Genomic DNA, 24880 nt, shown 5'->3' with positions numbered 1-24880 from the left:
CTCGGGCATTACCACTGTACTTTCCGAGTCTGAGGGCAATCTGGGAGAGTGGCGTGCGACACGCCCAAATCGGTCGTCAGCCTACTCTCAGGCGGCCGCGCGTGAGGCGAGTCTCCACCTCGAGTGTGCAGGCAATAGGATGGATACCTGTGACTCCAGCTGACCTTGCCGAACTGCTCCGCGGAACCGCTGCGAGCGTCCTTGCCGAACGCGGCCTCGACGTCTCGGTGCTCCCACAAACCTTGACTGTCGAGCGTCCTCGCAACCCTGAGCATGGCGATTACGCCACCAACGTTGCGATGCAGGTAGCCAAGAAGGTCGGCGCCAACCCGCGCGAATTGGCCGGCTGGCTCGCCGAGGCACTCACGGCTGCCGACGGTATCGACTCCGCCGAAATTGCCGGCCCGGGCTTCCTCAACATCCGCCTCGCTGCCGACGCCCAGGGCGCCGTCGTCGTCGGAGTTCTCGAAGCCGGTCCGTCGTACGGCAGTGGCGACTCGCTTGCCGGTACGAAGATCAACCTCGAATTCGTCTCGGCCAACCCCACCGGACCCATCCACCTTGGTGGAACCCGTTGGGCTGCAGTCGGAGACGCGCTCGGGCGCATCCTGTCCGCACAGGGCGGTCTGGTCACCCGTGAGTACTACTTCAACGATCACGGTGCTCAGATCGACCGCTTCTCGCGTTCGTTGATCGCCGCAGCAAAGGGCGAGCCTGCCCCCGAAGACGGTTACGCCGGCGCTTACATCGCCGACATCGCTGCAACCGTCCTCGCTCAGCGCCCCGACGTCATGGACCTGCCCGCCGACGAGCAGCAGGAAACGTTCCGGTCCATCGGCGTCGACTTGATGTTCACCCACATCCGTCAGACCCTCCACGATTTCGGCGTCGACTTCGACGTCTACTTCCACGAGAACTCGCTCTTCGAATCCGGCGCAGTCGAAAAGGCCGTCGAATCGCTCAAGAGTTCCGGCAACCTCTTCAACGAGGACGGTGCCTGGTGGCTCAAGAGCACCGACTACGGCGACGACAAAGACCGCGTCGTCATCAAGAGTGACGGCAACGCCGCCTACATTGCCGGTGACATCGCCTACTTCCAGGACAAGCGCGCTCGCGGCTTCGACCTCTGCATCTACATGCTCGGCGCCGATCACCACGGCTACATCGGCCGTCTCAAGGCTGCTGCCGCTGCCTTCGGCGACGACCCGGACACCGTCGAGGTTCTCATCGGCCAGATGGTCAACCTCGTCAAGGACGGCGTCGCCGTCAAGATGAGCAAGCGCGCCGGAACCGTCATCACCCTCGACGACCTGGTCGAGGCAATCGGCGTCGACGCATCGCGTTACGTCATGATCCGTTCGTCGGTCGACTCCAGCATCGACATCGACCTCGATCTGTGGACCAAGACCAGCAGCGAAAACCCGGTCTACTACGTCCAGTACGCACACGCACGCCTCTCCGCGATCGCCCGCAACGCTGCCGACCTCGGTCTGTCCGCCGACTCGAGCCACCTCGCACTGCTCACGGCCGAGCAGGAAGGCGACCTGATTCGCACGATCGGCGAATACCCGCGCGTCGTCTCCAGCGCCGCCAATCTGCGTGAGCCTCACCGGATCGCCCGTTACCTCGAAGAACTCGCGGGTGCGTACCACCGCTTCTACGGCGCGTGCCGCATCCTTCCGCAAGGCGACGAAGACGCAACCGACGTGCACCGCGCACGCCTGGCTCTCTGCGCCGCCACCCGTCAGGTCCTGGCCAACGGCCTCGAACTGCTCGGAGTTACCGCACCGGAGCAGATGTGAACGCACACCCCGCCGGACCCAAGCATGCCGAGCAGTTGCACACTGCCGGTCTGCCCGACCGTCCCGTCAGCCCCGAAGCCTTTGGCGAACTCGACCCACAGGTGTGGCCGCGCAATGCACGCCGCGGCGACGACGGTGAAGTGACTCTCGCCGGTGTCAAGGTCAGCGAACTTGCCGAAAAGTACGGCACCCCGCTTTTTGTCATCGACGAGGAAGACTTCCGCTCGCGCTGCCGCGACATGGCCCGCGCCTTCGGCCCGGATGCCAAGGTGCACTACGCCTCCAAGGCGTTCCTGTGCGGTGAGATCGCACGCTGGGTTGCCGACGAGGGACTTTCCCTCGACGTCTGCTCCGGCGGGGAACTCGCAATCGCTCTGCATGCCGACTTCCCGGCCGAGCGAATTGCTATGCACGGCAACAACAAATCCATCGCCGAACTGGCTGCCGGTGTTGCTGCCGGTGTCGGACACGTCGTACTCGACTCGGCCATCGAGATCGAACGACTGAACCGTGTCGCCGGTGAAGCGGGCGTCGTTCAGGACGTTCTGATCCGACTCACCGTTGGTGTCGAAGCGCACACCCACGAATTTATTTCCACCGCCCACGAGGATCAGAAGTTCGGATTCTCGTTGGCCGGGGGAGCGGCAATCGACGCCGTCCGTCGCGTCTTCGCCGCTGAAAACCTGCGTCTCGTCGGACTGCACAGCCACATCGGTTCGCAGATCTTCGACGTCGACGGCTTCGAGGTAGCAGCCCACCGAGTCATCGGATTGCTTCGTGACGTCGTCGCAGAGTTCGGCGTCGACAAGACCAAGCAGATTTCGATCATCGATCTCGGCGGCGGCATGGGAATCTCTTACGTTCCGTCCGACGACCCGCCGCCCGTCGACGAACTTGCAGCCAAACTCGGCCACATCGTGCGAAACGAATCCGCGCTGGCCGGCCTGCCTGAACCGACGCTGGCCGTCGAACCCGGCCGCGCCATTGCCGGACCTGGCACCGTCACGCTGTACGAAGTCGGCACCATCAAGGACGTCACAGTCGGCAACGCCCTGACCCGCCGCTACATCAGCGTCGACGGCGGTATGAGCGACAACATCCGAACTTCGCTCTACGGTGCCGAGTACGAAGCCAAGCTGGTTTCGCGCACTTCGACGGCCGATACCGTCGTAGCGCGCGTCGTCGGAAAGCACTGCGAGTCCGGTGACGTAGTCATTCGGGACACCTGGATGCCCGAGGATGTCGGACCCGGTGATTTACTTGCGGTAGCAGCGACCGGTGCATACTGCTATTCGATGTCGAGCAGGTACAACCTGCTCACCCGCCCAGCCGTAGTGGCGGTGCGTGACGGAATTTCACGCGTGATTCTGCGGAGGGAAACAGTGGAAGATCTGCTTAGCTTGGAGGTATCGCAGTGACGAGCGAATCGGCGCATCGCGCTATCGGTGTGGCCGTTCTCGGCCTCGGTAACGTCGGTAGTGAAGTAGTTCGGATTATCCGTGAGCAGGCCGAGGAACTCGAGGCCCGCATCGGGGCTCCCTTGGAACTGCGGGGAGTTGCCGTTCGTCGTATCGGTTCCGACCGCGGAATCCCGGAGGACATGCAGACGACGGACGCGGAATCGTTGGTCGCCCGCGACGACGTCGACATCGTCGTCGAGTTGATCGGCGGCATCGAGTTGCCGCGCAAGCTCGTTCTGTCCTCGCTCAACGCCGCGAAGTCCGTGGTCACCGCCAACAAGGCGTTGCTCGCAGACCACACGGGAGAGTTGGCCGAGGCCGCCGAGGCCAACGCGGTGGATCTGTACTTCGAGGCAGCTGTCGCGGGCGCAATCCCCGTGATTCGCCCGCTGACGCAGTCCCTCGCCGGTGACCGCGTCAACAAGGTCGCCGGAATCGTGAACGGAACCACCAACTTCATCCTCTCCGCGATGGCTGAAACCGGTGCCGATTACGACGAGACTCTCGCCGAAGCCGGACGACTGGGCTACGCCGAAGCCGACCCCACTGCGGATGTCGAAGGTTACGACGCCGCAGCGAAGGCAGCGATTCTTGCGTCCATCGCTTTCCACACCCGCGTCACCGCGGCGGACGTGTACCGCGAGGGCATCTCCTCGATCACCTCGGCAGACCTCGCGTCAGCCAAGGCACTCGACTGCACGATCAAGCTGCTCTCGATCTGCGAACGCATCACCACGCCCAAGGGCAAGGAGCGGATCTCTGCTCGTGTCTACCCGGCTCTGGTTCCGCTCAGCCACCCGCTCGCCACTGTCAACGGCGCATTCAATGCCGTTGTCGTCGAAGCCGAGAACGCAGGACGCCTGATGTTCTACGGCCAGGGCGCGGGCGGCGCACCCACCGCTTCCGCGGTCATGGGTGACTTGGTCATGGCAGCACGCAACAAGGTTCACGGTGGCCGTGGTCCCCGCGAGTCCAAGTACGCCAAGCTCAAGATTGCCCCCATGGGCGACATCCTCACGCGCTACTACGTGAACATGGAAGTAGCGGACAAGGCCGGCGTGCTGTCCGCAGTCGCCGCTGAGTTCGCCAAGCACGACGTCAGTATTTCCGTGGTCCGTCAGGAAGGTGCCGGCGCCGGCGCCCGCCTGGTGGTCGTCACTCATGTAGCAACCGACGCGGCTCTCTCCGACACCGTGGCGGCCCTCAACGAACTCGAATTCGTCACCGCTGTGACCAGCGTGCTGCGACTGGAAGGCACTGAACAATGACCGGCATCGTCAACCCCGTCCACAAGGCTTGGCCGGGACTCATCGAGGCATACCGGGATCGTCTGCCGATCGGCGACAACTGGAAGACCATCACCCTGCGTGAGGGCGGCACGCCGCTCCTGCCTGCCGGCCATCTCTCCGAAATCACCGGTTGCGACGTCTACCTCAAGGTCGAGGGCCTCAACCCCACCGGTTCGTTCAAGGACCGTGGCATGACGATGGCCGTCACGGACGCCTACGCACGTGGACAGCGCGCAGTGCTGTGCGCATCCACCGGCAACACCTCGGCATCGGCTGCGGCATACGCATCCAAGGCCGGGATGACCTGTGCCGTCCTGATTCCGCAGGGCAAGATCGCGATGGGCAAGCTCGCTCAGGCAGTCATGCACGGCGCCAAGATCATTCAGGTCCAGGGCAACTTCGACGACTGCCTCGAACTGGCACGCAAGACCACTGCGGAGTTCCCGACCATCGGACTGGTCAACTCGGTCAACCCGGTGCGCATCGAAGGCCAGAAGACCGCAGCATTCGAGATCATGGACGTTCTCGGTAAAGCTCCCGACGTCCATGCTCTCCCGGTCGGAAACGCCGGAAACATCACCGCCTACTGGCGCGGTTACTCCGAGTACTACGCAGACGGTCTGACCTCGGTCAAGCCCCGCATGCTCGGTGTTCAGGCAGCCGGCGCTGCTCCGCTGGTCCTCGGCCACCCCGTCAAGGACCCGGAAACCATCGCCACCGCCATCCGCATCGGCTCGCCCGCATCCTGGGACGGTGCTGTCGCGGCCAAGGAGCAGTCGGGTGGAGCATTCCGTTCCGCCACCGACGAGGAAATCCTCGCGGCTTACCGCCTGATCGCCGCTACCGAAGGCGTCTTCGTGGAGCCGGCGTCCGCAGCCAGCGTTGCGGGCCTCCTCGCAGCCCGCGCTGAAGGATGGCTCGAGCCCGGACTGACTGTCGTGTGCACCGTGACCGGAAACGGACTCAAGGACCCCGACACAGCTCTGATGGGCATGCCGAACGTCGAGCCCATCGGCGTTGATCCCGTTGCCGTTGCGGCTGCCCTCGAGCTTGCATAGTGTCCGCGGATTCGTCGACTGCTCCACGGAACCCTGCCTCTGACATGACGAGAACGCTGCCAGTCGGAATCTCGGTGACCGCTCGTGTCCCGGCCTCGAGTGCAAACTTGGGGCCGGGGTTCGACACCCTTGGCTTGGCGCTGGGGTTGTACGACGAGATCGTCGTAACCACAACGGATTCCGGGCTGAGCATTCGCGTCGAAGGTGAAGGCGCAGCGGATGTGCCTTGGGGTCCTTCGCATCTGGTTGTTCGAGCCATCGAGCGTGGACTCGAAGCCGCCGGTGTGTGGGCTAGCGGCTTGGATGTGTTGTGCCGCAATGCGATTCCGCATTCGCGCGGTTTGGGTTCATCTGCTTCTGCAGCGGTCGGTGGCCTGGCCGCCGCCAACGGTTTGGCTCGCGCACTCGACGAGGAGCTCGGTCTCACGGACGAGCAGTTGGTGCAACTTTCCTCCGAGTTCGAAGGGCACCCCGACAATGCATCGGCGAGTGTCCTGGGCGGAGCAGTGGTTTCGTGGAGTTGCCCGTCGTCCGTCGAGGGTGACGAGCCGGTTTACTCGGCCGCCAAACTTGATGTTCACCCCGATATCCGTGCAGTGGCACTCGTTCCCGAGGAGCGATCCTCGACGGCACACACCCGTGGACTCCTTCCGGAGATGGTTCCGCACCAGGATGCATCGTTCAATGCGAGCCGAAGTGCACTGGCCGTCGTCGCTCTGACGATGCGGCCCGACCTGCTGATGGCCGCCACCGAGGATCGCTTGCATCAAACTCAGCGCGCTCCCGCTCTTCCGTTGACAACCAGGTGGATCGGGATCCTGCGCGACGCCGGAATCGCGGCCACCGTCAGCGGCGCCGGCCCCACCGTGTTGGCTCTGAGTACGAGTCCGTTCCCGGCAGATCTCGCCGAAGCGGCGCGTGCCGACGGCCTTCGGGTGCTCGAACTCGGTATTGCGGCAGGCGTCGAGGTTCAGGCGACGCGAGTCTGATCCTCGTCTCGGTGTTTTTCTGTAGTCGGGTGTAGAAGTTCGGGATAGTGCCCGGTAGTGAATTGACACACGCGAGTTTCCGATATTCTTGCCGGACTCGGGTATGGGCGCTATCCTGGCAATGTCCGTACATCGTGCGCGTCTGTCGCCGGTGCATCACCAGGGGGCCAAACTCCATCCCAATTGGGTTACTGGGGTCCACATTCCTTGGCATGATCCTCGCACTTGTACCTTCTGGCGAAGGTGTGAATCTTCAGTGGCGAATCCTCAATGGCCTCGTCCACACGATCGATTCACTTCGCGTAGCAGGTGCTGTGCAGGTTTGCGAGAGCATGGTTTGTTTGAAGCAGGAGCACTTCTCGCACCGGTTTCCGATAGTCATGTGATGGCGGGCGAGCCGGCAGTTCTTGACATGCAACTCTCGACATGCAACTAAGTACGGCACCTCCGAGTTCGGTAATCAACTGAAACTTCGGGACGAACCCTCGACTCTGCGCAGCGCGAGTGAGGGAAGGAAAGGACCTCCGTGACCGATACGGACCTCATCGCCACCACTGCACCCTCCGCTGGGGCGCACACTGGCGACAATTCTCAGGCGTCATCTTCAGCACCCGACGGTGCGGTGGCGACCTCCACGAAGCGTGCCGACGCACGTCGTGGCGCCGGACTCTCCGGCATGGTGCTCACCGAACTGCGCAGTCTTGCCGGTGAACTGGGCATCAAGGGCACTTCCGGGATGCGCAAGGGCGATCTGATCGCAGCCATCAAGGAACGCCAGGGCGGCAGCAGTAAAGCGGCGCCGGCCCAGAGCGAACTGACGCTCGACGAAGCTCCCGTGGCTCGCACTCGTGCCAAGAGCACGCGTGCTCCGCGCAACGAAACCGCTGAAGCGCCGGCGGCCGAGCCTGCCGAAGCGCCCGCAGTGCGAGAAGCACCGGCGCCGCGAACCGAAACTTCCGAGGACACAGACGCCGGCACTCCCCGTCGCGGACGCCAGCGTCGCGGTGCTTCGCGCCGTAGTGGTTCGCCGGATCAGCCGGAACTGAGCATCGAGCCGGAGTCGGCACCGGTCGCTCGTGAAGCCGATGCAAAGTCGGCCGAAGCTCCCGCAGTAGAGCGCAAGCAGAATGATCGCGTCGAAGCCAAGACCGATTCCGATCAGGCCGCTTCTGCAGAGCAGACCAACGAGCGCCCCCGTCGCGAGCGCAACAACCGTGACAATCAGGGCCAGCGCGACGGTCAGAGCCAGCGCGGCAACCAGGATCGCCCGGACCGCGGAAACCAGAACAACGCTGCTCAGGGCAATGCTGGTCAGAGCAGTGCAGGCCCGCGGAACGACAACCGCAACAACGGGCCGGACGACGACGACGAGAACGGTCGTGGACGTCGTGGACGCCGCTTCCGTGAGCGTCGTGGACGCGGTCGCGAGCGCGGCGAGGGCACCACGCCCAACGACGCGCGCGAGACCGAGATTCGCGAAGACGATGTTCTGCAGCCGGTAGCCGGCATTCTCGACGTGCTCGACAACTACGCGTTCGTGCGTACGTCCGGGTATCTCGCTGGTCCCAACGACGTCTACGTCTCCATGAACCTCATCCGGAAGAACGGTCTTCGTCGCGGCGACGCCATCACCGGTGCCGTTCGTGTTTCCAGCAGCAGCGGCGGCGGAGATCAGAGCAGCCAGCGTCAGAAGTTCAACCCGTTGGTTCGCATCGACACGGTCAACGGCGGCGACGTCGAGGCCGCAAAGAAGCGCCCCGAGTTCAACAAGCTCACGCCTCTGTACCCGAACCAGCGTCTGCGCCTCGAAACCGAGCAGAACATTCTGACGACGCGTGTCATCGACCTCGTGATGCCCATCGGTAAGGGCCAGCGCGCCCTCATCGTGAGCCCGCCCAAGGCCGGTAAGACCAGCGTTTTGCAGGCAATTGCCAACGCGATCGCCACCAACAACCCGGAGTGCTACCTCATGGTCGTCCTCGTGGACGAGCGTCCCGAGGAAGTGACGGACATGCAGCGCAGCGTGAAGGGCGAGGTTATTTCCTCGACCTTCGACCGCCCGCCGGGCGATCACACCTCCGTCGCCGAGCTCGCTATCGAGCGTGCGAAGCGCCTCGTGGAAATGGGCAAGGACGTCGTTGTTCTGCTCGACTCGATCACCCGATTGGGTCGCGCCTACAACAACTCGTCGCCCGCGTCGGGACGCATCCTCTCGGGTGGTGTCGATTCCACGGCTCTGTACCCGCCGAAGCGTTTCCTCGGTGCTGCCCGCAACATCGAGCACGGTGGCTCGCTCACCATCATCGCGACTGCGATGGTCGAGACCGGGTCCACCGGCGACACCGTGATCTTCGAAGAGTTCAAGGGCACCGGCAACGCCGAGCTCAAGCTCGATCGCAAGATCGCCGAACGTCGTGTGTTCCCCGCTGTGGACGTCAACCCGTCCGGTACGCGTAAGGACGAGCTGCTCCTGAGCCCCGACGAAGCTGCCGTCTTGCACAAGCTGCGTCGTGTGCTGTCCGGGCTCGACTCGCATCAGGCCATCGATCTGCTGATCGATCGTCTGAAGAAGAGCAAGAACAACCTCGAGTTCCTGATGCAGGTTTCGAAGACTGCACCGGGCGCGATCGACGACTGATCGTCTGTGAGTAGAAGGGCCCCACAATCATTTGGTTGTGGGGCCTTTCTCGTACCTGGAACAAAATCGTGGGGGAGTGCGTTGTGCAGTTCGTAAAGCCACCCGGAGGTGTGCAAGACGTGGAATTTCTGGTGAAGTACCGCATCTGGCATACTGAACGGCTGAGTCCGGTTCCGGTTCACGACTTCGATTGGCGAAGGCGACCCGGCGACCATTGAAAGGGACACCATGAAGGCAGGAATCCACCCCACGTACGTTGCAACCACCATCGTGTGCGGTTGCGGCAACTCGTTCGAGACCCACAGCACCAAGGAGTCCGGACGCATCAACGTTGAGGTTTGCTCGCAGTGCCACCCGTTCTACACGGGCAAGCAGAAGATCCTTGACACCGGTGGACGTGTTGCACGCTTCGAGGCTCGCTACGGCAAGCGCGCTGACAGCAAGGTTCAGCTCGAAGACTAGCTGTTCCGCCGACGCCCGATCTGTAACTGCAGATCGGGCGTCGGCTTTTTTGTGCCTGCACCCGGTTTTGTGCGCTTCCCGGGTAGTAGCGTCGTTGTAGCGAAAGCGCGCACCGTACGAACGAACTAGAGCGGAGCGAACCATGGCAGGCGCAACCAAGCCCTCGGCCATCGACGACATCCTGGCAGAACACGCCGGCCTCGAAGCGCAGATGTCGGATCCCGCGCTGCACAACGACCCGAAGGCAGCCAAGCGGGTCGGTAAGCGGTTCGCCGAGCTCTCACCCATCATGTCGACGTACAACAAATTGACTGCGGCACAGGATGATCTGGAGGCCGCGCGCGAGCTGGCCGCCGACGATTCCAGCTTTGCCGCCGAGATCCCTGATCTCGAAGCTGAGGTCGCGCAACTGGAGCAGATTCTGACTGACCAGTTGGCGCCGCGCGACCCGCACGACGGAGATGACGTCGTCCTCGAAGTGAAATCCGGTGAAGGTGGCGAGGAATCCGCGCTCTTCGCAGCCGACTTGGCACGCATGTACGTCCGCTACGCCGAACGGCACGGCTGGCGCGTCGAGATCCTCGACGCCGCCGTGTCCGACCTCGGTGGGTACAAAGAAGCCACCATCTCGATCAAGAGCAAGTCCGACACCCCGGACGGTGTCTGGGCGCGACTCAAGTTCGAAGGCGGAGTGCACCGCGTCCAGCGTGTGCCGGTCACCGAATCGCAAGGCCGCGTGCATACGTCTGCAGCCGGCGTCCTGGTCTATCCCGAGCCCGACGAGGTCGAACAGGTTCAGATCGACGAGGGTGACCTGCGTGTCGACGTCTACCGTTCATCCGGCAAGGGCGGTCAGGGCGTCAACACCACGGACTCTGCCGTTCGCCTCACGCACCTTCCCACCGGAATCGTCGTGACGTGTCAGAACGAGCGCTCACAGCTCCAGAACAAGGCCCGTGCGATGCAGGTGCTGGCAGCGCGACTGCAGGTCGTCGCCGAAGAAGCGGCAAATGCAGAAGCGTCGGCCGGACGCCAGAGTCAGGTTCGAACTGTCGACCGCTCGGAACGCATTCGTACCTACAATTTTCCCGAGAACCGAATCGCCGATCACCGCATCGGATTCAAGTCGCACAACCTCGATGCGGTTCTCGACGGTGAGCTGGATCCACTTCTCGACGCATTGGGCAAGGCGGACCGCGAGGCCCGCCTTGCGGCCGAATAGGTTTCTCGCGTGAGCAGACTTCCACTCCGTTTGGCGCTGATCGAGGCTGCAAAAAAGCTTGATGCGGCCGGCGTACCCAGTCCACGTACCGATGTCGAATTGTTGGCCTCTCATCTGCTGGGGGTAGAGCGGACCAGGCTCGGTCTGGTGCCACTGGTGGATCCTGAGGTCATCGAGGCTTTCAACGAAATGGTGGCGCAGCGAGCGCAGCGAATTCCTTTGCAGCACATCATCGGAAGCGCCTCGATGGGCAATATCGACGTCGCGGTCGGGCCGGGAGTTTTCATCCCACGTCCCGAAACCGAGTTGCTGATGGGTTGGGCGCTTTCCTTCCTCGAAGGATGCGGTAGTCGGCCGCCGGTCGTTCTGGATTTGTGTACCGGATCCGGAGTGCTCGCGTTGTCGATTGCCGAGGCTCGGCCGGACGCTGTTGTGCACGCTGTGGAGAAGGAGCCGGCGGCATTGGCGTGGGCTCGCAGAAATGCGGCCGACCGTGAAGCGATGGGGGATACCCCGATTCATCTTCACCTGGGCGACGTCACGGATCGAGATCTGTTGCAGGTGCTCGAGGGCAAGGTCGACCTCGTGGTCTCGAACCCGCCGTACATCCCCGAAGGTGCGCAGTTGCAGCCCGAGGTCATGGATTACGACCCGCACACCGCACTGTTCGGTGGCCCCGACGGCTTGTCCGTCATCAAACCGATGATCAGTAACATCGCGCGATGGCTTCGAATCGGTGGCGCGGCGGGCATCGAGCACGACGACACCAACGGCGACGGCGTCGCAGCGCTGTTCTCCGCTCGACGCGTATTCGGTGAGGTACAGCAGCATCCGGACCTCGCGGGTCGCCCCCGCTTTGTCGTGGCAAGGCGGGTCGCCACCAACCTCGAAGCGCAGCGCACTCGAGTGCCCGCAGCGCAGAGTGAAAGGATGATCGAGTGAGCACCGTTTACGACTGCAGTCAGACCGATTCGCGTACGGCAGGATTGGCCGCCGCCAAAAATGCACTCAAAGCCGGCCGTCTGGTCGTCCTTCCGACAGACACTCTGTACGGATTGGGCGTCGACGCCTTCGACAGTGAGGCCGTATCGAGCCTCCTTCGGGCGAAAGGCCGTGGTCGGGACATGCCGGTTCCGGTTCTTGTCGGTTCTTGGAACACCATCGACGGACTGGTCTACAGCGTCCGTCCGCAGGCCCGCGATCTGATTCGCGCGTTCTGGCCGGGCGGATTGAGTTTGGTTGTCGAGCAAGCACCTTCGCTGGCGTGGGATCTGGGCGACGCTCGCGGAACGGTCATGCTGCGCATGCCTTTGCATCCGGTGGCATTGGAACTGTTGCGCGACGTCGGACCGCTCGCGGTCTCGAGTGCGAACATCTCCGGTAGGCCGCCGGCCACGACGGTTGACGAGGCTCGTGATCAGCTCGGCGGCTTGGCCAGCGTCTATCTCGACGGCGGGCCCGCTGCGCACGCGGTCGCGTCGACGATCGTCGATCTGACGGGCGACTCGCCCCGTATCCTGCGGGTGGGCGCCGTTTCCGCCGAAGATATTGCCGACGTTTTGGGCACTACCCCGGAAAGCCTTGTAGAGGGAGTTTCGTAACGATGGTCGGTGCCCGCCAGAACGGTGACCGGCCGCGGTGACGGCGACGTACTCGGCCACGGCGATCCTCGCGCAGTCCAGTGGGGGAGCGGGTGTGCCCATCCGCGAACTCCTCCTGGTTCTTTGCACCGCAGCAGTGGTCACGTACCTTGCAACGGGTGCGGTTCGGCTCCTGGCACTGCGATTCGGTGCCGTGGCGATCCCGCGTGACCGCGACGTCCACGTCGAACCCACACCTCGCCTCGGTGGCGTCGGTATGTACATCGGAATGGCTGTCGGTCTGCTGTTCGCGCAGCAATTGCCTGCGCTGACAAGGGGTTTCGAATTCGGCAACCCGGACGTCCATGCTGCACTCGTGGCCGGGGCGGTCATTGTCCTGGTCGGCGTGATCGACGACAAATGGGGGCTCGACGCCCTCACGAAGTTTGTCGGTCAAGTGACTGCCGCCGGAATCCTCGTTGTCATGGGTGTCAGTTGGTTCATCATCTACAACCCGTTCGGTGAGGGTTCCACGATCATTCTGGATCAGATCCAGTCGGGTCTGTTTACCGTTGCCATCGCGGTTGCCACCATCAACGCCATGAACTTTGTCGACGGCCTCGACGGGTTGGCGGCCGGACTCGGTCTCATCGCGGCAGTCGCGATTCTCATCTTCTCGATCGGTCTGTTGCACGATCAGGGCGGCGACGTCAGTGCCTATCCGCCGGCAATGATCGCTGCGGCATTGGCCGGCGCGTGTCTCGGTTTCCTTCCACACAACTTCAACCCTGCCCGGATCTTCATGGGTGATTCCGGGTCCATGCTGATCGGTCTCATGCTGGCCGCGATTTCGACCAGTGCGTCGGGTCGTATCCCACTGACTGCGTACGGCACGCGTGACCTGGTGGGACTTCTGGCGCCGTTGTTGCTGGTAAGTGCTGTGATGTTCATCCCCATGCTGGACATGCTGTTGGCTGTCATCCGGCGTACTCGCGCGGGAGTCAGTCCGTTCAGTCCGGACAAGATGCATCTGCACCATCGTCTATTGCAGATCGGGCATACCCATCGCCGAGTTGTGCTGGTCATCTACTCGTGGGTGGGTGTTCTGGCGTTCGGCGCGGTCGGATCCGCGTTGCTCAATCGACAGTTGGTCGTGGTCCTCGTGGCAGCAGGATTGCTCGCGGCATTTCTCTTCACCGCTATTCCGTCACTGCGGGATCGTCAGCAGGAGCGACGGTAGTCGAGTTTTCCGATCCATTACCCTTGGACATCGTGACGAACACCCCGCAATCCGTGCCCGCATCGCAACCCATTCCCGATTCCAGCGCAGCCATGAGGTCTGCCGTGAAGTGGGGCGTGATCGGACTGGTAGCGCTTACTGTGGTCGGCTCACTGCTCGGATGGCTCATCGGTGGCAAACCGGGCCTCTACGGCGCTCTGCTCGGTGCGGCGGTCGGTGGCGGCTTCATCCTCTTCACCGCCCTGGGCGTTCTTCTCACATCGAAGTTGCCGGCGCTGACAGCAGGCGCTGTTCTGCTCGGTACCTGGCTGCTCAAGATGATCTTGGCGATTGTGGTGCTGGCAGTTCTGAAGCCGCTCGACTTCTATGACAAGACGGCATTGGTGCTCGTCATGGTGATGGCGCTGGTTATCGTCCTCGGAGCGGAAACGTACGGCGTCCTGGCAACCAAGACGCCCTATGTAGACCCCACCCCGAGCACTCCCGTCAACGACGACGAGTAGTACTACAAAACGTAGCAAATCGCCCTTTCGGGTACCCCATCTACACAATGTCGTAGATGGCTTGGTAGGGTCAGCGTCAAGCGAGAGTAATGGTAGGCGAGGTAACCCTCAGCCGACGATGCCATGTGCTCGCAGGTGGCCGATTTCCTGGGCCACCGAGTCGACGAGAGTCGCCGACACCGACAGACGCCAGGCCCGCAAGGGTTCTCCAGCTGCTGACGAATGCGCGAGTCGAACTTGTCGACTTGTAGATCGTCAATGTCCGATCGAACCGCAGTCAATGATGGCTGCGGACCGACTACGGGAGAGAACGCTGAGCGTCACCACCCTGGCCGCGGATGAATTCCATGCGCCGTCACTAGACGATTTTTTCCCGCCCTCCGTGTTGATTCACGCGGGCCCCTTCGAGCTCGACCGATTGATGCTCATCCGCATCCTGATGTCGGTGTTGGTCGCAGCGTTCTTCGCAATTGCGATGCGTAGTCCGCGGTTGATTCCGCGCGGCGTGCAGAACGTGGCCGAGATCGCTCTGGACTTCGTTCGCATTCAGATCGCGGAAGATGTCCTCGGCAAGGAGCAGGGCAAGCGTTTCCTGCCGGTCATCACGACGATCTTCTTCCTCGTGATCGCCAGCAACGTGTCCGCGATCATCCCCTTCTTGAACATCTCGCCCAACGCCCGTATCGGCATGCCGCTGGTACTCGCGGCGCTTGCCTACATCGTGTTCAACTACGTGGGCATCAAGAAGTACGGCTTCTTCAAGTACGTCAAGAGCACCATCGTCGTTCCCGGCGTCCCGCCGGCACTGCACGTCTTGCTGATTCCGATCGAGTTCATCTCGACCTTCGTACTGCGCCCGTTCACGCTGATGGTTCGTCTCATGGCCAATATGTTGGCCGGCCACATTCTGCTGGTGCTGTTCTTCAGCGCGACGAATTACTTCTTCTTCGTGTCCGGCGGCTTCCAGGCAATCTTCGGCGTCCCGTCGATCATTGCCGGCCTTGCATTCACGTTCTTCGAGCTGCTGGTCATCTTCCTGCAGGCTTACGTCTTCGCGCTGCTGGCCGCGGTCTACATCGACATCGCGCTGCACGCAGACGAGCACTGACCACACCACATATCAGCTACACCACGATCTGAGCCTTCCGTCGATACCGGCGGAGGTCAACTGAAAGGGAATGGAACACCATGAGCGTCGCTTACCTGGCACAGGAAGTTGCCGAGCAGACCATCACCAACAAGGGTTATGGCGCCATCGGCTACGGCCTCGCGGCAATCGGCCCCGGCATCGGCATCGGCATCGTCGTCGGTAAGGCAATCGAGGGCATGGTTCGCCAGCCCGAGATGGCCGGACAGGTTCGTACCACGATGTTCCTCGGTATTGCATTCACCGAGGCCCTCGCGCTGATCGGCCTCGTCGCCGGCTTCATTTTCTAAGAGACCGACATGGCAGCCACCATTACATTGCTCGCGGCATCCGAGGGTGAAGTACCTAATCCCCTCCTGCCCGCGACGTACGACATCGTATGGTCCATCGTCTGCCTCGTGATTGTCGGTTTTGTCTTCTGGAAGTTCGTTCTTCCGATGTTCCAGAAGGTCCTCGCCGATCGCACCGAGCAGATCGAGGGCGGCATCCAGCGTGCTGAAGATGCCCAGGCAGAAGCGAAGATTGCGCTCGAGCAGTACCGTGCGCAGCTCGCTGAAGCTCGTACCGAGGCCGCGCAGATCCGTGAGGAAGCGCGTACCCAGGGTCAGCAGATCATTGCTGACATGAAGGTTCAGGCGCAGGACGAGAGCGACCGCATCGTGGCCGCAGGCCACAGCCAGCTCGTCGCCCAGCGTCAGCAGATTGTTGCTGAGCTCCGTTCGGATCTCGGCAAGACCGCTGTAGACCTGGCCGAGAAGGTCATCGGAGAGTCTCTCGCCGACGACGTGAAGCGCGCCGGAACGGTTGATCGATTCCTCAACGAGCTCGACGCCGTCAGCGCTGATTCAGCCAGGAAGTGAGCAACATGTACGCAGCGAGCCGTGAAGCCTTGGCGCAGACGCGTTCTGTGCTGAGCAGCGCCCTGGATGCAGCCTCTGCAGGAGCCGCAACTGCGGCCGCTGCGCAGGCTGGGTCCGAGCTCTTCTCGGTGGTCGAGGTACTTGACGGCCAGCGCGCTCTTCGTAGCGCGCTGGCTGATGCTTCGACGCCGGCCGCTGGTCGCCAGGCTCTGGTAGAGCAGCTGTTCTCCGGAAAGGTCGGCGCCGAGGCGCTGGCAACCGTGAAGGCAGCTGCAGGCCAGGACTGGTCGGCGACCCGCGACTTGGTCAACTCGCTCGAACTGCTGGGACGCGAAGCTCTGCTCCGCGCCGCAGCCGATCAGGGCCAGTTGGACACCGTCGAGGACGAGCTGTTCCGTCTCGGCCGCATTGTGGCAGGGGATCCCAGCCTTGAGCAGGCGCTCTCGGATCTGTCGGTTCCCACCGCCCGCAAGCGTGAGTTTCTCTCGCGCCTGCTCTACGGCAAGGTCACCGCGGTCACCGAGGCAATTGCCGGACAGGCCGTCGGCCGGTTGAAGTCTGCACCCGCAGACGCTTTCGACCAGCTGTCGAATCTTGCCGCAGCGCAGCGCGATACCACTGTTGCTCATGTGCGCAGCGCTTCGGCGTTGAGTGCAGAGCAGTCGGATCGTTTGGCGAGCACACTGACCCGCACCTACGGGAAGCCGGTCACCGTGCACGTCGAGATCGATCCAGAGCTTCTCAGCGGCTTGGTCGTCCGGGTGGGCGACGAGGTTATCGACGGTAGTGCAGCGGGACGACTCGCAGTACTGCGGAAGAACCTCAAATAGTCCTTCAGCCGAACACACACTCCAGATCTTTTCGAAGACCAGATACCGAGAGCAGGAAAAACATGGCGGAGCTGACGATCTCCTCCGACGAGATCCGTAGCGCGATCGACAACTACACCGCGAGCTACTCCCCGGAGGCCTCCCGTGAGGAGGTCGGCACAGTGACCGACACCAGTGACGGCATTGCGCACGTCTCTGGCCTGCCTTCGGCTATGTCCAACGAACTGTTGGAGTTCCCCGGTGGAATCGTCGGCGTCGCGCTCAACTTGGATGCCACCGAAATCGGTGCAGTTATCCTTGGCGATTACCAGAACATCCAAGAAGGCCAGGAAGTAAAGCGTACGGGCGACGTTCTGTCGGTTCCCGTCGGCGATGCTTTCCTCGGCCGCGTTATCAACCCGCTGGGTGCCCCCATCGACGGCTTGGGCGAGATCGAGAGCACCGAAAACCGTGCCCTCGAACTTCAGGCCGCTTCGGTGCTCGAGCGCCAGCCGGTTGAAGAGCCGCTCCAGACCGGTATCAAGGCTATCGACGCCATGACCCCGATCGGCCGCGGCCAGCGCCAGCTCATCATCGGCGACCGCAAGACCGGCAAGACCGCGGTCTGCATCGACGCGATCCTGAACCAGAAGGCCAACTGGGATTCGGGCGACGTAAACAAGCAGGTTCGCTGCATCTACGTCGCAATCGGCCAGAAGGGCTCCACCATCGCGGGCGTCAAGGCTGCCCTCGAGGAGAAGGGCGCGATGGAGTACACCACCATCGTCGCTGCTCCGGCTTCTGATTCCGCCGGCTTCAAGTGGCTCGCTCCGTACACCGGTTCGGCCATCGGCCAGCACTGGATGTACCAGGGCAAGCACGTTCTGGTTGTGTTCGACGACCTGACCAAGCAGGCAGAGGCGTACCGCGCCATCTCGCTGCTGCTGCGTCGTCCGCCGGGCCGCGAGGCATACCCCGGTGACGTCTTCTACTTGCACTCCCGTCTCCTGGAGCGTTCGGCGAAGCTGTCCGACGCACTCGGCGGTGGATCGCTGACGGCTCTGCCGATCATCGAGACCAAGGCAAACGACGTCTCGGCGTACATCCCGACCAACGTCATCTCCATCACCGACGGTCAGGTATTCCTCGAGTCCGACCTGTTCAACAAGGGCGTTCGTCCCGCGATCAACGTCGGTATCTCGGTTTCCCGAGTCGGTGGCGCTGCTCAGACCAAGGGAATGAAGAAGGTTTCCGGTTCGCTGCGTCTGGAACTGGCTCAGTTCCGTGAGCTCGAAGCGTTCTCCGCCTTCGCATCCGACCTCGACGCTGCCTCCAAGGCTCAGCTCGAGCGCGGTGCCCGTCTGGTCGAGCTGCTCAAGCAGGATCAGTACAGCCCGATCCCCGTCGAGGATCAGATCGTTTCGATCTACCTCGCCGGTGAAGGCATCTTCGACAGCGTTCCGATCGGCGACGTCCGTCGCTTCGAGAAGGAACTGCTCGAAGACCTGAAGCGCTCGGCTGCCGGCGTCTACGCCAGCATCGACGGCGGCAAGGCACTCGATGCCGACAACGCTGCTGCGCTGATCGCTGCGACCAACAAGTTCAAGGAAGGCTTCATCGCATCCGACGGAAGCCGGGTCGTGAACGAAGCCGAGGCTGACGCATTGGGAGCCGACGAGGTCGCCAATGAGCAGATCAACGTCAAGCGCAAGACCGTCAGCAAGTGACGGGACTGCCCATGACACTGCGAATCTCGAAGGGAGAGTGATTGATCGATGGCAAGCATTCTCGAATTGCGGTCTCGTATCAAGTCGGTCAACTCGACCAAGAAGATCACCAAGGCACAGGAACTGATCGCGACTTCGCGCATCACGAAGGCTCAGGGTCGCGTCGCCGCGTCCAAGCCGTATGCCGAGGAGATCACGAAGGTACTCACCGAATTGGCGAGTGCGTCTGCTTCGCTCGATCACCCGCTGCTCAACGAGCGTCCGGAGCCCAAGCGGGCTGCGGTGCTCGTTGTCACCAGTGACCGCGGCATGTGCGGTGGCTACAACTCCAACGTCCTCAAGCAGGCAGAAGAGCTTATGGCTCTGCTGCGCAGCGAGGGCAAGGATCCGATCGTGTACGTGCTCGGTTCCAAGGGGCTCGGCTACTTCAGTTTCCGTGGCCGCACTATCGGTGGTTCCTGGACGGGCTTCTCACAGGATCCGGGCTACTCGGATGCTGCGAAGGCCAGCCGCCATCTGGTGGAACTGTTCATGGCTGGTTCGGGTAACCAGGTCGAGGCTCCGAACGGCGAAGGCACCATCGAGGGCGTCGACGAACTCCATATCGTCTACACCCGCTTCGTGTCGATGCTGACCCAGACCCCCGAGGTGCGCCGTATGGCTCCTCTCGAGGTGTCCGTGTCCGAAGAGCACATCGAACTTGGCGACGACATGCTGACCAACGGTCACGACGACGACCATTCCAATGGTCCTGTCGCTGACTTCAGCTTCGAGCCGGAGCCGGAAAAGCTGCTCGGTGCACTTCTGCCGAAGTACGTGAGCACTCGTATCTTCTCGTCGCTTCTCGATGCTGCGGCATCGGAGTCGGCAGCCCGTCGTACGGCCATGAAGGCCGCGACGGACAATGCAAACGAACTGGTGAACACGTTGAGCCGTCAGGCCAACCAGGCTCGCCAGGCCCAGATCACCCAGGAAATCAGCGAGATCGTCGGCGGCGCCAACGCGCTCGCCTCGAGCGCAGGAAGTGACTAGCACATGACCGCAGCAGTAACCGAAAACAACGGGGCAGGTTCGGCTTCGGCCGTAGCCGGCCGCGTCGTGCGGGTCATCGGTCCCGTCGTGGACGTTGAATTCCCGCGTGGCGCTGTTCCTGAACTGTTCAACGCACTGAAGGCCGAGATCACGCTTCCCTCGGTCGCCAAGACGCTGACGCTCGAGGTTGCACAGCACCTCGGTGACAACCTGGTCCGCACCGTTTCCATGCAGCCCACCGACGGACTCGTCCGCGGCACTGCAGTAGTCGACTCGGGCAAGCCGATCTCGGTTCCCGTCGGTGACATCGTCAAGGGCCACGTGTTCAACGCACTGGGCGATTGCCTCGACACACCGGGCCTCGGCCGCGACGGCGAGCAGTGGGGCATCCACCGCAAGCCACCAGCCTTCGATCAGCTCGAAGGTAAGACGGAGATCCTCGAGACCGGCATCAAGGTCATCGACCTCCTCACCCCGTACGTCAAGGGCGGCAAGATTGGTCTGTTCGGTGGTGCCGGTGTCGGCAAGACCGTTCTGATCCAGGAAATGATCACCCGTATCGCCCGCGAATTCTCCGGCACCTCGGTGTTCGCAGGCGTTGGCGAGCGTACCCGTGAGGGCACCGACCTCCACCTGGAAATGGAAGAGATGGGCGTCCTCCAGGACACCGCCCTAGTCTTCGGCCAGATGGATGAGCCGCCGGGAACGCGTATGCGCGTCGCCCTGTCCGCACTGACGATGGCGGAGTACTTCCGCGACGTTCAGGGCCAGGACGTTCTGCTGTTCATCGACAACATCTTCCGCTTCACGCAGGCAGGTTCCGAGGTTTCCACTCTCCTCGGTCGTATGCCTTCGGCCGTGGGCTACCAGCCCACACTGGCGGACGAGATGGGTGAGCTCCAAGAGCGCATTACCTCGACCCGTGGTCGCTCGATCACCTCGCTGCAGGCTATTTACGTGCCCGCCGACGACTACACCGACCCCGCGCCGGCTACGACGTTCGCGCACCTCGATGCCACCACCGAGCTTTCGCGCCCGATCTCGCAGATGGGTATTTACCCCGCTGTGGATCCGCTGAGCTCGACCTCGCGCATCCTCGAGCCGAGCATCGTTGGTGCGGAGCACTTCCGCGTCGCCAACGAGGTCAAGCGCATCCTGCAGAAGTACAAGGAACTGCAGGACATCATCGCCATCCTCGGTATGGATGAGCTTCAGGAAGAGGACAAGGTTCTCGTCGGGCGCGCCCGTCGTATCCAGAAGTTCCTCGGCCAGAACTTCATCGTTGCCGAGAAGTTCACCGGCGAGAAGGGTTCGGTTGTCCCGCTGCGCGAGACAATCGAAGCTTTCGACCGCGTGTGCAAGGGCGAGTTCGATCACCTGCCCGAGCAGGCCTTCAACAGCTGTGGCGGACTCGACGACGTCGAGGCTGCAGCCAAGAAGATGGCCGGGAAGTAGAGCGCGATGGCTGAGATGACCGTAGAACTCGTTGCTGTCGAGCAGCGTTTGTGGTCTGGTTCGGCGACGTTGGTCAGCGCTCAGACCACCGAGGGCGAAATCGGAATCATGCCTGGGCATGAGCCGGTTCTCGGCCAGCTCATCGAGGGCGGCACCGTGTCGATCACGTCCGTCAACGGCGAGCGCGTGGTTGCCGCAGTCCATGGTGGTTTCCTGTCGGTGACGGCTACGACCGTCACGATCCTTGCCGAGTCCGCGGACATGGCGCAGGATATCGATGTGAACGCAGCCAAGGCCGTACTTGCTGATACCAGAGCAGACGACGAGGCGATTGCGGTCGCCAAGGGTCAGCTTCGGGCAGTCGAGCGCGCGTAAGTTAACTAGAGCAAAGCCGCGACGGGAGCCGACGAACAGTGACATTCGGGATGATTGTGTTGATCATTCTGGGTGTGCTGCTCGCGGTTCTCGTCGCGGCTTTTCTGTATCGAGTCGTGAAATTGCGTCACGGCGGTACGCCTGCGCTATTGCGTGGTTTACCCGCGGTGGGGGACAGCGGTTGGCGCCACGGGATCATTCGCTACGGCGAAAGCGCGTTTGTCTTCTTCAAACTTTCGAGTCTGCGGCCTGGCCCGGACTCACGTATCGACCGTCAAGGTATCGAGGTTGAGAGCCGTCGCTCTCGCTCAGGTACCGAATTCGACATCATGAGCGACGACATCGTTGTCCTGCGAGTGCGAGACGGTGCGTCCCGGTATGAGATCGCTCTCGACAGCGGTGCGCTGACAGCGTTCCTGTCGTGGGTTGAATCCCGGCCAGACGGGCGTGCGCGTCGGCGACGCACCGCCTGACCGATCGTTGGGTCAGGCGCCGGCGCCGGGCTTCCAGAGAACATCGCCGTCCGGGTTTGCGACTCGTCCCATGATGAAAAGCAGATCGGACAATCTGTTGAGGTACTTCGCGGGCAGTGCGCTCGTCTCCTCCGGGTTTGATTCGATTGCCGACCAAGCCGCTCGCTCCGCTCGACGAGATACCGTCCGGGCTACGTGGAGTAGTGCGCCGAGTGCGGTTCCTCCCGGCAGAATGAACGAATTCAGCGGTGCCAGTTGATCATTGAGCTCATCGCACCACAATTCCAGTCGATCGATGTATGCCTGGGTGACGCGTAGCGGCGCGTACTTGGGATTTTCGACGACGGGGGTCGAAAGATCCGCACCCGCGTCGAAGAGGTCATTCTGTATCTGACGCAGGATCGTGATCAGATTCTCGGGGGATTGCCCAGCGCCAGGGCCACGCCGATGGCGGCATTGGTTTCGTCGCAGTCTGCGTAGGCGATCAGTCGCGGGTCGTTCTTGGACACGCGCGAAAAGTCGCTCAACCCCGTCGTGCCGTCGTCGCCGGTGCGGGTATAGATCTTCGTCAGGTGAACAGCCATAGGGCCACGGTACCGCCGCGGAGTTTCGGCGCTGATGGCTCTAGGCTGTGAACCGTGAGTGAGCACTTTCTAGTTACCGGGGGTAATCGCCTCGAAGGTGAAGTTGTGGTTGGGGGAGCCAAGAACAGTGTGCTGAAGCTGATGGCTGCAGCACTGCTGGCTGAGGGAACCACAGTAGTCACGAACTGCCCGGACATCCTCGATGTTCCGCTGATGGCGGAGGTCTTGCGCGGGCTGGGCTGCGAGGTCGAACTCGAAGGCTCGGAAGTTCGGATCACGACTCCGGCTGAACCGAAATATCACGCTGACTTTGATGCGGTGAAGCAGTTTCGCGCATCGGTTTGTGTCCTCGGGCCTCTCGTTGCACGCTGCCGACGGGCTGTTGTTGCACTTCCTGGCGGTGACGCGATCGGCTCGCGCCCGCTCGACATGCATCAGTCCGGGCTGCGACTTCTCGGCGCTCGAAGCGAAATCGAGCACGGATGTGTAGTGGCTGAGGCCGACGATCTGCACGGCGCGAACATCCGACTCGTGTTCCCGTCGGTTGGCGCCACCGAAAACATCCTCATGGCAGCCGTTCTGGCACGTGGCGAAACGGTCATCGACAACGCTGCCCGTGAACCGGAGATCGTCGATCTGTGCAACATGCTCAACCAGATGGGCGCAAAGGTCAGCGGTGGGGGTTCCACGACGCTCACCATTCAGGGTGTTCGCAAACTGGAACCAATCACGCACCGGGTAATCGGTGATCGCATCGTCGCAGCTACTTGGGGCGTTGCAGCCTCCATGACCAGGGGAGACGTGCGAGTGCGTGGGGTCAACCACAAGCATCTCGGACTTGTCCTCGACAAACTGCGCCTTGCCGGTGCCGAAGTGACACCCGAAGTCGACGGTTTCCGAGTCATCCAGCGTGAGCGGCCCAAGGCCATCAATTTTGCGACGCTTCCGTATCCGGGCTTTCCGACGGATTTGCAGCCGATGGCAATCGGCTTGGCTGCGGTTGCGGACGGGACGTCGATGATTACCGAGAACGTCTTCGAGTCACGATTCCGCTTTGTCGAAGAGATGATCCGATTGGGCGCCGACGCTCGGACGGATGGACACCATGCAGTAATTCGGGGAGTGCCGGTGTTGTCGAGCGCCCCGGTGTGGTCGTCCGACATACGCGCTGGAGCCGGCTTGGTTCTCGCAGGACTGGTCGCCGACGGTGTGACCGAAGTGCATGACATCTTCCATATCGATCGCGGATACCCGCGTTTTGTCGAGAACCTGCGCGGACTCGGCGGCGTAATCGAGCGTGTAAGTACCGAATAGGGCAGGTGCCCGGGGTCACATCGGGTAAGTGTGCGGGTTTTTCGGAATTCGCCGGCACATAAACGTGCGTGACCTCGGGAATGTGCTTCAAGCGAGTGTCGTGACCAGGCGATTTGTTATTTCGGTGAACACTCGCGTAACTTATTCCAAGTCAGAGCGACACGGACACCGACTCCCGCCTCACAGCGAGTGACACGAGGTTGTACGAAGTGCCTGACAAAATCTACAAAATCCGAAGTACTTTCCATCCTGTATGGTTGTGCTTCACCTCCAGTTCACGACGACGATCAGCCCGGTTTGCGCCGGCGCAGAGAATCCGATAAGCTGGAAAAGTTGCCCCAGAGCAGCCGGCCAGAGGGTCGGCGGTGACGGTGTGCGCGTGTTCTTTGAGAACTCAACAGTGTGTCGATGAATGTCAGTGCCAAATTTTTGGTACTTCACATTTTCGGATGATGTTCCGGGCCTTACGGTTTCGGAGCTGATGTTCGGGGTGTGAGTATTTTTTCGTCGATGATTCGTTCATTCTTCCGTCTGAACGGTTGTCGACACATTTTTTGCTAGTTGAGTTTTTTTGCTAGTGATTTGACTCTTATTTGTCTATGACTGATTAGTGGGCTTGCCCACGAAATCTAGAGTCTTCAACGGAGAGTTTGATCCTGGCTCAGGACGAACGCTGGCGGCGTGCTTAACACATGCAAGTCGAGCGGTAAGGCCCTTCGGGGTACACGAGCGGCGAACGGGTGAGTAACACGTGGGTGATCTGCCCTGCACTTCGGGATAAGCCTGGGAAACTGGGTCTAATACCGGATATGACCTCCGATCGCATGGTTGGTGGTGGAAAGATTTATCGGTGCAGGATGG

Annotated in this window: 22 protein-coding genes, 1 rRNA gene and 1 pseudogene (1 of these 24 running past the window's edge); 23 read left to right on the top strand and 1 reads right to left on the bottom strand. The window is 62.0% G+C overall.

Translation table 11 applies throughout. The features are described from left to right. The first annotated feature begins 149 nt into the window (after positions 1–149). From argS to BDB13_RS24220, 21 genes are all read left to right on the top strand, one after another. Positions 150–1802: an arginine--tRNA ligase gene (gene argS / locus BDB13_RS24320; RefSeq protein WP_094274059.1), complete on the top strand. Its 1653-nt coding sequence runs from the start codon at positions 150–152 to the stop codon at positions 1800–1802. Continuing rightward, positions 1799–3220, top strand: a complete 1422-nt coding sequence (lysA, locus tag BDB13_RS24315) for a diaminopimelate decarboxylase (protein ID WP_094274058.1) — start codon at positions 1799–1801, stop codon at positions 3218–3220. Before argS ends, lysA begins: the two co-directional genes overlap by 4 nt. Beyond that, positions 3217–4530 carry a homoserine dehydrogenase gene (locus tag BDB13_RS24310; RefSeq protein WP_094274057.1) on the top strand — a complete coding sequence of 438 codons (1314 nt, stop codon included), beginning with the start codon at positions 3217–3219 and terminating at the stop codon, positions 4528–4530. Before lysA ends, BDB13_RS24310 begins: the two co-directional genes overlap by 4 nt. Then, on the top strand, positions 4527–5609 hold the full coding sequence (thrC, locus tag BDB13_RS24305) for a threonine synthase (RefSeq protein WP_094274056.1): 1083 nt from the start codon (positions 4527–4529) through the stop codon (positions 5607–5609). The genes BDB13_RS24310 and thrC overlap by 4 nt, the downstream gene beginning before the upstream one ends. 44 nt (positions 5610–5653) lie before the next feature. Continuing rightward, the gene (gene thrB / locus BDB13_RS24300) at positions 5654–6598 is read left to right on the top strand and encodes a homoserine kinase (RefSeq protein ID WP_094274055.1); all 945 of its coding nucleotides are present in this window, start codon (positions 5654–5656) and stop codon (positions 6596–6598) included. 526 nt (positions 6599–7124) lie between these two features. Further along, the gene (gene rho / locus BDB13_RS24295; protein WP_094274054.1) at positions 7125–9236 is read left to right on the top strand and encodes a transcription termination factor Rho; all 2112 of its coding nucleotides are present in this window, start codon (positions 7125–7127) and stop codon (positions 9234–9236) included. Between the two features lie 228 nt (positions 9237–9464). Beyond that, a complete protein-coding gene (gene rpmE / locus BDB13_RS24290) occupies positions 9465–9698 on the top strand; it encodes a 50S ribosomal protein L31 (RefSeq protein ID WP_094274053.1) in 234 nt (77 codons plus the stop codon). Between the two features lie 142 nt (positions 9699–9840). Next, entirely contained in the window at positions 9841–10920 is a 1080-nt protein-coding gene (gene prfA, locus BDB13_RS24285; protein WP_094274052.1) for a peptide chain release factor 1, read from the top strand. A 9-nt stretch (positions 10921–10929) separates the two neighbouring features. Continuing rightward, a complete protein-coding gene (gene prmC / locus BDB13_RS24280; RefSeq protein ID WP_094274051.1) occupies positions 10930–11862 on the top strand; it encodes a peptide chain release factor N(5)-glutamine methyltransferase in 933 nt (310 codons plus the stop codon). Next, positions 11859–12521 carry an L-threonylcarbamoyladenylate synthase gene (locus tag BDB13_RS24275; protein WP_094274050.1) on the top strand — a complete coding sequence of 221 codons (663 nt, stop codon included), beginning with the start codon at positions 11859–11861 and terminating at the stop codon, positions 12519–12521. The genes prmC and BDB13_RS24275 overlap by 4 nt, the downstream gene beginning before the upstream one ends. A gap of 37 nt (positions 12522–12558) precedes the next feature. Then, the gene (locus BDB13_RS24270; RefSeq protein ID WP_094274049.1) at positions 12559–13740 is read left to right on the top strand and encodes a glycosyltransferase family 4 protein; all 1182 of its coding nucleotides are present in this window, start codon (positions 12559–12561) and stop codon (positions 13738–13740) included. Positions 13741–13763: 23 nt separating this feature from the next. Continuing rightward, the gene (locus BDB13_RS24265; protein ID WP_441347210.1) at positions 13764–14243 is read left to right on the top strand and encodes a hypothetical protein; all 480 of its coding nucleotides are present in this window, start codon (positions 13764–13766) and stop codon (positions 14241–14243) included. A gap of 280 nt (positions 14244–14523) precedes the next feature. After that, entirely contained in the window at positions 14524–15351 is an 828-nt protein-coding gene (gene atpB / locus BDB13_RS24260) for a F0F1 ATP synthase subunit A (RefSeq protein WP_094274047.1), read from the top strand. Between the two features lie 80 nt (positions 15352–15431). Further along, a complete protein-coding gene (locus tag BDB13_RS24255) occupies positions 15432–15680 on the top strand; it encodes an ATP synthase F0 subunit C (RefSeq protein ID WP_033236102.1) in 249 nt (82 codons plus the stop codon). Positions 15681–15689: 9 nt separating this feature from the next. Then, entirely contained in the window at positions 15690–16250 is a 561-nt protein-coding gene (locus BDB13_RS24250; RefSeq protein WP_094274046.1) for a F0F1 ATP synthase subunit B, read from the top strand. A 5-nt stretch (positions 16251–16255) separates the two neighbouring features. After that, a complete protein-coding gene (locus BDB13_RS24245) occupies positions 16256–17080 on the top strand; it encodes a F0F1 ATP synthase subunit delta (RefSeq protein ID WP_094275168.1) in 825 nt (274 codons plus the stop codon). A gap of 62 nt (positions 17081–17142) precedes the next feature. Continuing rightward, complete coding sequence (gene atpA / locus BDB13_RS24240) at positions 17143–18786, top strand: F0F1 ATP synthase subunit alpha (RefSeq protein ID WP_094274045.1); 1644 nt, start codon at positions 17143–17145, stop codon at positions 18784–18786. A 48-nt stretch (positions 18787–18834) separates the two neighbouring features. Further along, entirely contained in the window at positions 18835–19818 is a 984-nt protein-coding gene (locus tag BDB13_RS24235; protein ID WP_094274044.1) for a F0F1 ATP synthase subunit gamma, read from the top strand. Positions 19819–19821: 3 nt separating this feature from the next. Beyond that, entirely contained in the window at positions 19822–21273 is a 1452-nt protein-coding gene (atpD, locus tag BDB13_RS24230; RefSeq protein WP_094274043.1) for a F0F1 ATP synthase subunit beta, read from the top strand. Between the two features lie 6 nt (positions 21274–21279). Continuing rightward, positions 21280–21648, top strand: a complete 369-nt coding sequence (locus BDB13_RS24225; RefSeq protein WP_094274042.1) for a F0F1 ATP synthase subunit epsilon — start codon at positions 21280–21282, stop codon at positions 21646–21648. A 50-nt stretch (positions 21649–21698) separates the two neighbouring features. After that, positions 21699–22121 (top strand): DUF2550 domain-containing protein, encoded by a 423-nt coding sequence (locus tag BDB13_RS24220; protein WP_169633857.1) that lies wholly within the window; start codon positions 21699–21701, stop codon positions 22119–22121. 12 nt (positions 22122–22133) lie between these two features. Here the strand turns inward: BDB13_RS24220 and BDB13_RS24215 are convergent. Further along, positions 22134–22705, bottom strand: a pseudogene (locus BDB13_RS24215) (cob(I)yrinic acid a,c-diamide adenosyltransferase). 54 nt (positions 22706–22759) lie between these two features. Here BDB13_RS24215 and murA point away from each other — a divergent pair. Next, positions 22760–24019, top strand: a complete 1260-nt coding sequence (gene murA, locus BDB13_RS24210; RefSeq protein WP_094274040.1) for a UDP-N-acetylglucosamine 1-carboxyvinyltransferase — start codon at positions 22760–22762, stop codon at positions 24017–24019. Positions 24020–24657: 638 nt separating this feature from the next. Further along, positions 24658–24880: ribosomal RNA gene (locus BDB13_RS24205) — 16S ribosomal RNA — on the top strand; it runs 1295 nt beyond the window's last position.

Origin of the sequence: Rhodococcus sp. OK302, assembly GCF_002245895.1 — a bacterium.
Taxonomy (GTDB): domain Bacteria; phylum Actinomycetota; class Actinomycetes; order Mycobacteriales; family Mycobacteriaceae; genus Rhodococcus_F.
The sequence above is the reverse complement of the archived record's forward strand: the minus strand, read 5'-3'. Positions and strand labels throughout refer to the sequence as shown.